At 67.0% G+C, this 11,529-nt stretch carries 9 protein-coding genes and 1 tRNA gene; 4 read left to right on the top strand and 6 right to left on the bottom strand.

All coding sequences use genetic code 11. The features are described 5' to 3' along the window. Positions 1-5 precede the first annotated feature (5 nt). The 6 genes from JD276_RS04485 to JD276_RS04515 form a co-directional block, all read right to left on the bottom strand. On the bottom strand, positions 6-1,334 hold the full coding sequence (locus tag JD276_RS04485) for a terminase large subunit domain-containing protein (protein ID WP_200114323.1): 1,329 nt from the start codon (positions 1,332-1,334) through the stop codon (positions 6-8). Between the two features lie 94 nt (positions 1,335-1,428). Next, complete coding sequence (locus JD276_RS04490; RefSeq protein ID WP_200114325.1) at positions 1,429-1,665, bottom strand: hypothetical protein; 237 nt, start codon at positions 1,663-1,665, stop codon at positions 1,429-1,431. A gap of 1,082 nt (positions 1,666-2,747) precedes the next feature. Next, on the bottom strand, positions 2,748-3,176 hold the full coding sequence (locus JD276_RS04500) for a DUF4145 domain-containing protein (RefSeq protein WP_200114330.1): 429 nt from the start codon (positions 3,174-3,176) through the stop codon (positions 2,748-2,750). Positions 3,177-3,643: 467 nt separating this feature from the next. Then, positions 3,644-3,716 (bottom strand) — tRNA-Thr (locus tag JD276_RS04505). 147 nt (positions 3,717-3,863) lie between these two features. Beyond that, positions 3,864-4,535 (bottom strand): hypothetical protein, encoded by a 672-nt coding sequence (locus JD276_RS04510; protein ID WP_200114332.1) that lies wholly within the window; start codon positions 4,533-4,535, stop codon positions 3,864-3,866. Positions 4,536-4,552: 17 nt separating this feature from the next. Then, positions 4,553-4,708, bottom strand: a complete 156-nt coding sequence (locus tag JD276_RS04515; protein WP_200114333.1) for a hypothetical protein — start codon at positions 4,706-4,708, stop codon at positions 4,553-4,555. A gap of 256 nt (positions 4,709-4,964) precedes the next feature. On the opposite strand from JD276_RS04515, the gene JD276_RS04520 reads away from it, so the two are divergent. The 4 genes from JD276_RS04520 (at position 4,965) to infB (ending at position 11,474) form a co-directional block, all read left to right on the top strand. Then, on the top strand, positions 4,965-7,370 hold the full coding sequence (locus JD276_RS04520) for an FtsK/SpoIIIE domain-containing protein (RefSeq protein ID WP_307866447.1): 2,406 nt from the start codon (positions 4,965-4,967) through the stop codon (positions 7,368-7,370). Positions 7,371-7,380: 10 nt separating this feature from the next. Beyond that, on the top strand, positions 7,381-8,376 hold the full coding sequence (gene nusA, locus JD276_RS04525) for a transcription termination factor NusA (protein ID WP_200114335.1): 996 nt from the start codon (positions 7,381-7,383) through the stop codon (positions 8,374-8,376). 96 nt (positions 8,377-8,472) lie between these two features. Further along, positions 8,473-8,730 (top strand): YlxR family protein, encoded by a 258-nt coding sequence (locus JD276_RS04530; RefSeq protein WP_200114336.1) that lies wholly within the window; start codon positions 8,473-8,475, stop codon positions 8,728-8,730. A 74-nt stretch (positions 8,731-8,804) separates the two neighbouring features. Then, positions 8,805-11,474: a translation initiation factor IF-2 gene (gene infB / locus JD276_RS04535; protein WP_200114337.1), complete on the top strand. Its 2,670-nt coding sequence runs from the start codon at positions 8,805-8,807 to the stop codon at positions 11,472-11,474. Positions 11,475-11,529 lie beyond the last annotated feature (55 nt).

Raw genomic sequence — 11,529 nt, forward strand, 5'->3', positions numbered from 1 at the left:
GCCACCTACCTCATGATGATCACCCGGTTATCCTCGGGTTCAGGGGCGATCGCCCCGCGGGAGAAGCCGAATACGGCAAGAGTCGACGCCACCAATGGCGTAATGTCAGTCGTGTCGCGGCGATGCCAACCCCAGAGCCCGGCCTCACCGAGAGGCCGCTTCCGGCCGGCCTCGAGAGCCGCCGTAAGCCCGGTCTGGGACTTGTGGAAGAGCTGGCCGTCATCGACCGCGTTCTTGAACAGAGCACAAGCCTGCCCGTACTGCGTCATCGAAACGACCTCGATAGCGATCCCTCGCTCCGCAAACGCCGGCAACAGCGCACCAGCAGGACCGATAGCATCCAGCGTCACCGAAACCGGCGCCCACGCAGCTACAAGCTCTTCGACGCGGTCGACCACCCAGCCGGTACCTCGCCGACGCTCCACGACCTCGACATGCATCTTCTGATCCGCGCGACGGCCGCACACGGCGACCGACGACCACGCCGAATCCGGAGACACGTCGATGGCGAACCCGACCGGGTCCAGTGGTGACGACAACACGTCGCCCTGCTGCTCCCACACCGACATATCGATGACCGTCGCGCCCTGGTTCTCGTCCAGAATCCCGAGACGCTCACGAGCGAACGCCACCTCGGACATAGCCGAGCGCTCCTTCGCGATGAACTCGAGCCGGATGCGCCCAGACTCCGTACCAGGATTCGCACGTACCCACTCGACCTCATCATCAAGGTCAGCCTTCGGGTCAGCACTGAACTCGATGTAGCAGAGGTTCGGGTCCGGCTCTCGAGGGGGACCGTCCTTCTCCTCGGGCTCGCATCGTCCGCGCGCCATCACGCGGCGCAGCACGTCCGACTTCACCGAACCCGTGGGAGCCGATGAAGTGTAGATCACCTGCGGATTCGGGCGAGCCGACATCGTCGGAAGCGAAGCCGCTACCGTCTCATCCGGAAGATCGTACGCCTCGTCGTAAGTGAGCCGATCACATGAGAACCCGCGCCCTGACCCGCCCGAACGGGCGAGAAACCGAAGACGCGCACCCGACAGCAGTTCGATACCTTCCTCGCCATGCGAGGTCCGAACACGATCAACCTTCTTCCGCAGCCAGTCGTTGTTCTCCACCCAGAATAGGACGCGCCGAAACGCCTCCTGAGCGGTCTTGAACTCATGCGCGGTGTGAATCGCGAGGAAATCCCGAGTGCCAGCGCTGAAAAGAAACAGGTCTGCGAGGTCGATCACTTCGAGAACGGCGCCCTTGCCGTTCTGACGGGCAACGATCAGGCCAGCTTCAAACGCAGCCCAATGCCCTGAATCATCCTCCGCGAGGATGTCCATGACCGCGTTCCGCTGCCACACATCAGGCTCAAGCCCAACCGACTCCGCGAGCTCTATCGCCTCAACACCTGACGAGAACGAATACTCCGGGACACTACGAACCCTGGGCGCGACGACGCTCGGCCCGCTTAGCAGCAAGCTCATCAGCAACATCACCCGCCTCGACCGGCTTCGAAGCACCAAGATCCTGCATCAATTGGCGCAACTCCTTATGAAGCGACGCATTCGGAGACTCATCCATCTGCCCCGCAAGGGCCAGCGCAGACTCTCGCTCCCACGGCTTACAAGTCAGCCCCTCCAGCTCCGCCGTGATTGCACTCAGAACACTCACCAGAGCCCCCTCAGAAGCCGATTTTTACGTGGGGAGAGAAACTTGCCCGCCCCGGAGGTCCGGGAGCCTGCCCGTCGATGGGGGTGCCCCCCTGGGGTATCGGTCGGCTTGGTCGCCGGCCCGGGTGGGGTCACCACTTGCGTGAGTTGGGGAACTGTCCGCGTGTGGTGTTGCCGCGTGAGCTGTTGCAGCCGTAGTGGGCGGGCTTGAGGTTGGCGCGTCGTAGTGGGTCGCCGCCGAGGCTGGTTGGTGTGACGTGGTCTGCGCTGAATGATCGTGGTGTGCGTGGTGCTGCGTTCCAGTCGATGGGTTGGCGGCAGATCCAGCACGGCGTGTTGCTGCGTTGTGCTGTGGTGCGGAGTGCTGCTCGCTCCCGGTCCCAGGTGTCGCCCTTGGCTGGCATGGCACGGTCCTCCGTGTCGGTGATGTCGTTTACCCTGCCCTCATGAGTGTGCGTCCGATGAAATGCCCGGGCTGTGGTGAGCAGCAGCGGCTTCGTATCACCCGGTATGTGTCGCAGGTGGAGCTGATGGTGGAGCATCAGTCGCGTGATGGTTCGTACACTGCGGGGGCGGCGTCACCTGCTGAGGTGCGGTACGAGTGCTTGCAGTGTGGGGTGTTCGTGGAGCACTTCACCCGGCCGATGAGCCCGGCCATGCTGGATCGGTTCGGGTTCGCTACTGGGTAGCTCGGTGTCGTCCGCGGATCATCTGGCGGGCATGGAGGTCAGCTTCGCGATCATCCTCGCCACAGAGGGCTGCTGCGAGCGCTGACGGGTACATGCCTCCGCACACCTCGCACTCATGCATCAGTCTTCCTCGGTCTCGGTGACCGTGCTCACGATGACTTCGGTGGGCATCAGCACGGGGTCGAGGATGGCGGAGATGAGTGGGGCGCGTTCACGGAGCTTCTCGAACATCAGTCTTTCTCCGTCCCAGGCGAGGTGTTCATGATCGTTGTGAAGTGTTCCCCGTGCTCGGACGCCCTGGTATCGGCAATGAGTGAGTGTGACGCGGCACGGGTGATCTAGAAATGACGAAACCCCCAGCCGGTGAGGCGTGGGGGTTTCGTTCTTAGACATGTCAGTCGGCGGCTTTCCCGCGCCGCGCAAGGATGTCGGCTGTCATGGCTTCGCCAACGTAGACGTCATCGAGCACCATCCGCACGAGCTTTAGGACGTCCTCAGCATCGATCGGAGTCGGGGATTCGCTGAGGTCACCATGGGCCATGTCGTTACCCAAGATTCTCAGAGCGTGAGCAACCTTCTTAGTTCCGGGGCGAATGAGCCCCTCTTCGTGGAGGCTGTCGATCTTGTTCACGAGCGTCTTACCGCTGGCGTTGTTCACCTTCGCGGTCGCCTCAATGACACTTCGGGACAGGAGAAGGACTGCTCGGAATGCTCCGATGCTGAAGGCATCGTGAGCTTCCTGGTAGAAGCCCGCGATCTTCTCAGGGAGGTATTCCGTGTCGGCCTGCACCATGGACGGGGGCGACCATGTGACCTCGGTCATTTCCTCAGCCTCCTTGCGCGCCGTCGCCTCATCGAGGATGTCGGGGACATTGCGATTCTGATATCGCCATGAAGTTAAGCCCGTGCCTACATTGAACTTGTGGCAGGCGTCGCATGTGGCCGCAATGCTGATGCAGAATCTGCGCCACTCGGACGCGGTGCGGCGTTCTTCACCTACGCCCTCGCGAACCTCTTCGCCCCAAATCCGGGCAGTCCTTGCTGTGAGGTGGGTTTGGTTTCCGCAGAATGCGCAGCGATGAGAGAGCATGGCTACATCTTGCCTGAAGTCGTGCCGGTCGTGCGCGCCTTGTCGCCACCGGCTCTCGAACGTCTCGGCCGTCGCCGTCGAGGACGACGTGATGCGGCCGTGCACAGCCGCTCTGGTCCGGGAACGTCTACCGTCATGCCCGCTTCCTGGGCCTGTGGCGAACCCACAGATCCGGACGATCCCGTCACGCACGGGAGTCGAGCCTTCTGCCCGACTCGAACGGGCCACCTGCGGTTTACAAGACCGCTGCTCTACCAGATGAGCTAAGAAGGCGTACCCGCCGTCGCGGGCTATTCAGTTGTGGCCCGGCGCTTCGGGCATAAGGAAGGCCCGGAACCTGCCTTTGGGCAGCGTTCAACGGGCCATCTCTAGGTTAACACAAAATCGAACACCAGTTGCAAACACATGTTCGATTCGTGGTTACCCAGCCTGTGCGTGGAGCTCCAGCGAGATTCCGCACGCGTCCAGGACCGCGGCGTCTTGGCGGGCTCCGATAGTGAACCCGAGTCGTGCCACCTCAGCCCATCCAGCCCACAGTGTGCCGCAGTCGGGGTTGCGGCACTCGGCTACCGGGGCGCGTCCGATGTTCCACTCGCACACGAGCGCCGCTTTCCGGGGGTCAGTGGGGGACAGCATGGCTGTGTCGAACTCGTTGCGGTCGATCTCATACACCCACCGCGCATCGCATCTGGGGCAAGGTGTCGTCATCTCCATGCGGTGTGGGCGATCATCGGCGGCGGTGATGCGCTGTACCCAGTCGGGGAACTCGTCGCAGATCGCTTCCCACGCCGGGTCGTCCATGCGGTTGCCCGTGCGCTCATCCTGAGCCTTCGCCCATGCTGCCTGCGTGTCTGCGATTACGTCACCAGTGAGAGGGAGAAAGAGTGCGGCGCCCATCATCTTGATGCGTTTCCGCACGTGATCGAGGAGCAGGAGCGCGTCCTCGTTGATCGGGATCCCGTTGCCGCCGCCACCACCACCATTGCGGGCGACGATCTCGGTGACGCTGTTCTCTAGCCACTGCAGCAACGGTGGCCATTCCGTAGCGTGCCCATCGACGACCTCAACGTGGTCCTCCGTCAGTCGTTCCACCGCTCGCGCCGTATCCGTCACTTCTTTCCCCCCGAATGGACCATTGCGAGTACCATCTGCTCGGCAACGGTCTCGTTCCACCCGGCAAGGACGAACGCTTGCTTGAATCCCGTCAGCGCCTCGACCGCCTGCTGGCGGTCCTCGAGCATCTTCTCCATCTCAGCCTGAGTCACTGCACACCCTCCCGTTAACGACGAAAAGCGGCCCACCATGACGAACGCCCGAAGGCTGTTCTAGTTATGATGGGCCGCTAGGTCCGAGATAACGTTAACACGATCTGCTCGTGGGCGTCGGGAACTACATCCCCTTCCTGGGGGTAACTCCTACTACTGTGCTCGCGATTCGATGTATCGAGCTAGCTCAGAAGCCGGCACTTGCGATCTCCATGCAACCATCCTGGCGTGTCGTGGTTTACGGTACTTCCTGCTGGTGGATTACAAAGGCGGCGCCGCCTTCGCCGAGTGCACAGGCCTGCCGCACACCGTGGGGCTCGTCACCGACCTGAGCCCGCACCTCGTGCGCCGGGCGCTCGCCTCGCTGCGGGCGGAGCTGCGCCACCGCGAGGAGGTGCTCGCCGCCGCCGGCGCCAAAGACCTCCTCGCCATGGAAGGCCGCTCCGACCCCGCAGCGCCGCCGTCCCTCGTCATCGTGGTCGACGAGTTCGCGGCGCTCGCCGCCGAGGTGCCGGAGTTCGTCCCGGGGGTCGTCGACATCGCGCAGCGGGGGCGGTCTCTCGGTCTGCATCTCGTCTTGGCGACGCAGCGGCCGGCAGGGGTCATCACGGGAAGCCTGCGGGCGAACACCAACCTGCGCGTGGCGCTGCGCATGGCCGACGAAGCGGACAGCACCGACGTCATCGGCGCGAAGGACGCCGCCTTCTTCGACCCCGGTTTCCCGGGCCGCGGGGCGATCAAGATCGGCCCGGGACGGGTCAGCCGCTTCCAGTGCGGCTACCTGGGCGGCCGCACCTCGGGGCGCGAGTGCGGCCCGGACATCGAGGTCCGCTCTCTCGGGTTCGCCGAGGAGGCGCCCTGGGACATCCCTCCCGATCCCGCGTCCGCCGGTGCGGGCTCCTCAGAACCGGTGCGCGACATCGAACGGCTCCGGGACGGGATCGCGCTGGCGGCTCGAGCGGCGGGCATCGGGGCGGCGAGAAGGCCCTGGCTCGATGCGCTGCCGAAGCTCCTCGACCTGGACGACGTGCGGCGGCGGGCGGAGGCGGCGCCTCCGGGAGGAGCCGACGCTGCGGTGGTCGGTCTCCGCGACGAGCCGGAGGCGCAGCGGCAGACGCCCCTCGCGATCGACTTCGAGGAGGTCGGGAGCATCGCGATCGTCGGCGCGAGCGGAACCGGCAAGACGAGCGCCCTGCTCTCCCTGACGGCGTCTCTCAGCGCGACGACGAGCCATCCCGTGCAGATCTACGCCGTCGATGCCGGCGGGGGTGCGCTCGACGCGCTGAGCGCACTGCCCACGGTCGGGGCCGTCGCCCCGCTCGCCGATGCCGAGCTGGTCGCGCGGGTGCTGCGTCACGTGCTGGCCGTCGTCGCCGACCGGGGCCCCCGCTACGCCTCAGCTAGAGCCGGAACGCTCTCCGACTATCGCCGCGCCCATCCTGAGGAGCCCAGAATCGTGCTCCTGGTCGACGGATTCGCCGCGTTCCGGCAGGCTGCGGAGGCGCCCCTTCCGATCCCGGAGCCGTCGCCCGCGCAGGTGCTCGGAGAGATCATCGTGCGGGGCCGGTCGGTCGGCGTTCACGTCGTCGTGACCTGCGATCGCCCGGCTGCGATCCCCGCCGCGATGTCCGCCGGCCTGCAGCAGCGCTACGCGATGCGGCTCGCCGACCGGCACGACTACGCGCAGCTGAGCGTGTCGGCAGACGCGCTCGAGAACGCGCCTCCCGGCAGGGCGCTGACCGCGGGCGGACATCACGAACTGCAGTTCGCGCTGATCGAGGGAGCCGCGGATCATGCCGGTCAGGCCGCGGGGCTGGAGCGCATCGCCGCGTCCCTCCGGGCGGACGGCGTGCAGCAGGCGCCGGTGATCCGCAACGCCCCCGAGACGATCCCGCTCCGCGATCTGGACTCGGACGCCGCCGGACGCCCGGCCTACGGGATCGATACCCGGAGCCTCGAACCCGTGGGGCTGCCCGGGCACGGGCTGGGCGTGGTCTCGGGCCCCGCCGGATCGGGCCTCTCGACCGCGATGCTCGCATGCGTTCAAGCGGCCGGGCGCCGTGCGGAACGGGAGGCGGCGATGTCCGAACGGATCCTGCTGACGTTCACCTCGGACGGATTGGCGCTCGCGGGCGCGTGGGACCGCATCGCATGCGGCGAGGAGGAGGTGGGTGCGGCGGCGAGGGAGCTCGCCGGTGCACTGCGCGAGAAGCGGGGCGCGCCGCTCGTCGCCGTCGAACGTCCTGCCGAGGCCGAGGGGACCCGGGCGCTGCCCGAGCTGGTGGCGCTGGCGAAGGCCGCTCGCCGCTCGCCCGCCCTGGTGCTCTTCGAGTTCGAGACGGGAACCGCCGGCGCGATCTGGGAGCTCCTCGCCGCGCTCAGGCAGCCCGGGTGGGGCCTCGCGCTGCAGCCGGACGAAGGCGAGGGGCAGACCCCCTTCCGGGAGCCTTTCGGTCGAGTGAGGCGCGCCGATTTTCCACCGGGCAGGGGGTTCGCGATCGAGAACGGGCGCGTCGTCCCGGTGCAGGTGGCGCGTCCCGACGGGTGGCCCGACGCGGCCTGTGAGCTCGGAGGCGACGGATCGGGCGATCCCGGGAACGGACGGAAGGAGTGCGGTATTCTGTACGATCGACCCGCGAACGCGGGACTCACATCTGAATAAGGAGGCCACAGTGAGAATCGACCTCGCCATGCTGCGCGGGCTTGAGCGCGAGAAGGAGATCCCCTTCGAGGAACTCGCGGAGATCATTGAGCAGGCTATCCACTCCGCCTACTTCAAGCACGCCGAGAACCAGAACATGCCGGTGCCCGCCGAGGACCAGGTGCGCGTCGTGCTCGACCGCAAGACCGGTGACATCTCGGTGTTCGTGCCCGAACTCGACGACGAGGGAGTCGTGATCGGCGAGGCGCTCGTCACGACCGACGAGTTCGGCCGCGTCGCGTCGAGCGCGGCGAAGCAGGTCATCAACCAGCGCCTCCGGGATCTCTCCGACGACGCCGTGCTCGGCGCCTTCAAGGACAAGGAGGGGCAGATCCTCTCGGGAGTCGTGCAGCAGGGGCCGAACCCGCGCATGATCCACGTCGACCTCGGCGAGCTCGAGGCGATCCTGCCCCCCGAGGAGCAGATCCCCGGTGAATCCTACCCGCACGGCATGCGCCTGCGCGTCTACGTGACGAGCGTCTCGAAGGGGCTGAAGGGGCCGCAGATCACGGTCTCGCGCACGCACCCCGGTCTCGTGCGCAAGCTCTTCGAGCGGGAGGTGCCGGAGCTCGGCTCGGGCATCGTCGAGATCGTCTCCCTCGCCCGCGAGGCGGGGCATCGCACCAAGGTCGCCGTGCGCGCGAAGCAGCCCGGGATCAACGCGAAGGGCACCTGCATCGGCGAGATGGGCAGCCGGGTGCGAGCCGTCATGAGCGAGCTCGGCGAGGAGAAGATCGATATCATCGACTACTCGCCGGATCTGCCCGCGTTCGTCGCGAACGCCCTGTCGCCCGCCAAGGTGACCGAGGTGTTCATGCTGAACGAGTCGCTCAAGCAGGTGCGGGCGCTCGTGCCCGACTTCCAGCTCTCGCTCGCGATCGGCAAGGAGGGGCAGAACGCCCGCCTCGCCGCGAAGCTGACGGGCGCGAAGATCGATATCCAGCCGGACTCGATCATGAACGACTGAGGCTCTCGGCCGCCCGGCGGGCCCGGTCGCCGGGCGACCCGGGCGAGGAGCGCCGAGAAACGCCGCGGGAAGACTGGGAAGAGGGAAGCTGGTAAGATGGATTCGGTTCGGACCTGTGTCGCGTGTCGCCGACGTGCTTCGCGCGCAGATCTCCTCCGAGTCGTGCTGCACGAGGGTCGATTCATCGTCGACGAGCGGGCAGCGCTTCCCGGCCGAGGCGCCTGGGTGCATCCCACGGCGGAGTGTCTGAGCAAAGCGGTGTCGCGCGGAGCTTTTTCGCGTGCGCTGAGGGTGTCGGGGAAGCCCGACACCAGCCCCTTAGAGAACAGGCTGAAAACACTCATGGACAACTAATGAGCGGCTCAAAATGAGGCCCGTCCGATAATTATGGTTCTCGCCTGTCTGGCGTGAACCCAGACAGGAGAAAAGTGGCAAACCCACGCGTACACGAGATCGCTGCGGAGATCGGTGTCGACAGCAAGGTCGTCCTGGCCAAGCTGAAGGATATGGGAGAGTTCGTCAAGGCGTCCTCCTCCAGCGTCGCGCCCCCGGTCGCGCGCAAGGTCAAGGCCGCCCTCGAGGCGGAAGGCGTCGCGAAGCCGAAGGGCGACGACGCATCGAAGGGCGACGCGAAGCCCGCGCAGAAGAAGGCTGCGGCCCCGAAGCCCGGCCCGAAGCCGGCTCCGAAGCCGCAGGCCGCCCCCGAGGCGCCGAAGGCCGAGCCGGCGAAGCCCGCCGCTGACGCGCCCCAGCCGGGATCGGCCCCCAAGGCCGGTCCGAAGCCCGGCGCTGCGGCTCCGAAGCCCGGCGGTCCCCGCCCCGGCGCCCCCAAGCCCGGCGGTCCCCGCCCGGGCAACAACCCGTTCGCCTCGAGTCAGGGCATGGGCATCCCCCGCCCGCCGAGGCCCGGCAACAACGCGTTCACCCCCAACCAGGGCGGCGGCCGCAACCGGCCGAACCCGGGGAACATCCCGAGGCCCGCGCCTCGTCCGCAGGGCGCCGGAGCCGGTCGCCCCGGCGGCGGTCGCCCGGGCGGCGGGCGTTCCGGCGGCGGTGGCGGATTCAACCGCCCGGGCGGCGGTGCTCCCGGCGGTGGCGGCGGCTTCGGCGCCCCCCGTCCCGGTGGCGGTTTCGCCGGTCGCGGCCGCGGCGGCCGCGGTGCCGGCACGGCCGGCGCGTTCGGTCGTGGCGGCTCGAAGAGCAAGGCTCGTAAGTCGAAGCGGGCGAAGCGGCAAGAGTTCGAGATGCGGCAGGCGCCGTCGATCGGCGGCGTGCAGGTACCCCGCGGCGACGGCAGCACGCTGGTCCGTCTGCGCCGTGGTGCTTCGCTCTCCGACTTCGCCGACAAGATCGATACGAGCGCGTCGAACCTCGTGACGATCCTGTTCCACCTCGGGGAGATGGCGACGGCGACGGAGTCGCTCGACGAGGCGACCTTCGAGATCCTCGGCGACGAGCTGGGCTACAAGATCCAGATCGTCTCGCCGGAAGACGAGGACCGCGAGCTGCTCGAGGGCTTCGACATCGACATCGATGCCGAGCTCGAGGAGGAGGGTGACGACGTCCTGCTGCCCCGCCCGCCGGTGGTCACCGTCATGGGCCACGTCGATCACGGTAAGACCCGCCTGCTCGATGCGATCCGCAAGGCGAACGTGGGCGGCGGCGAGGCCGGTGGCATCACGCAGCACATCGGCGCCTACCAGGTGCACACCGAGCACGACGGCATCGACCGCGCGCTGACGTTCATCGACACCCCGGGTCACGAGGCGTTCACCGCCATGCGCGCCCGTGGTGCGCAGGTCACCGACATCGCGATCCTCGTGGTCGCGGCCGACGACGGCATCATGCCCCAGACGATCGAGGCTCTGAACCACGCGCAGTCGGCGAACGTGCCGATCGTGGTCGCGGTCAACAAGATCGACAAGGAGGGCGCGAACCCCGAGAAGGTGCGCCAGCAGCTCACCGAGTTCGGTCTGGTCGCCGAGGAGTGGGGCGGCGACGTCATGTTCGTCGACGTGTCGGCGAAGAACGACATCGGCATCACCGATCTGCTCGACGCCGTGCTGCTCACGGCCGACGCGGGCCTCGACCTGCGCGCGAACCCCGACAAGGACGCGCGCGGTGTGGCCATCGAGGCGAAGCTCGACAAGGGCCGCGGCTCGGTCGCGACCGTGCTCATCCAGTCGGGCACCCTGCGCGTCGGCGACGCGATCGTGGCGGGCACGGCCTACGGCCGTGTGCGGGCGATGATCGACGAGAACGGCGAGCAGGTGGCCGAGGCGCTGCCCTCGCGGCCGGTGCTCGTGCAGGGTCTCTCGAGTGTGCCCCGTGCCGGCGACAACTTCATCGTGACCGGCGACGATCGCACCGCGCGTCAGATCGCCGAGAAGCGCGAAGCCGCCGAGCGCAACGCCCTGCTGGCGAAGGCCCGCAAGCGCATCAGCCTCGAGGAGTTCACGAAGGCGCTGGAGGACGGCAAGGTCGAGTCGCTCAACCTCATCATCAAGGGCGACGTGTCCGGTGCCGTGGAGGCGCTGGAGGAGTCGCTCATGAAGATCGAGGTCGACGACTCGGTGCAGCTGCGCATTCTGCACCGCGGCGTCGGTGCGGTGACCGAGAGCGACATCGATCTCGCGACGATCGACAACGCGATCGTCATCGGCTTCAACGTGCGCCCCGATGTCAAGGCCCGCGAGCGCGCAGCGCGCGAGGGCATCGACATCCGCTTCTACAACGTCATCTACAACGCGCTCGATGACATCGAGAGCTCGCTCAAGGGCATGCTCAAGCCGGAGTACGAGGAGGTCCAGTCGGGTGTCGCCGAGATTCGCGAGGTCTTCCGCTCGTCGAAGTTCGGCAACATCGCGGGTGTCATCGTTCGCAGCGGTACCATCACGCGCAACGCGAAGGCTCGTGTCATCCGCGACGGCGTTGTGCTCGCCGATGGTCTGGCGATCGAGTCGCTGCGTCGCTTCAAGGACGACGTGACCGAGGTCAAGACCGACTTCGAAGCCGGTATCGGCCTCGGCAAGTACAACGACATCCAGATCGGCGACGAGATCGAGACGACTGAGATGGTCGAGAAGCCCCGCGGGTAGCCTCGGGGTTCGGGCCAGGACCGGGGCCGGTGCAGTTCACTCGAACTGCACCGGC

The organism is Leucobacter chromiisoli (genome assembly GCF_016522505.1).
In the GTDB taxonomy this organism is placed as follows: domain Bacteria; phylum Actinomycetota; class Actinomycetes; order Actinomycetales; family Microbacteriaceae; genus Leucobacter; species Leucobacter chromiisoli.

Bases quoted from the DNA above. Each gene is read 5' to 3' on its own strand.
- JD276_RS04485 (WP_200114323.1), bottom strand. From the start codon at position 1,334: ATGGACATCCTCGCGGAGGATGATTCAGGGCATTGGGCTGCGTTTGAA.
- JD276_RS04500 (WP_200114330.1), bottom strand. From the start codon at position 3,176: ATGACCGAGGTCACATGGTCGCCCCCGTCCATGGTGCAGGCCGACACG.
- JD276_RS04530 (WP_200114336.1), top strand. From the start codon at position 8,473: ATGGATTCGGTTCGGACCTGTGTCGCGTGTCGCCGACGTGCTTCGCGC.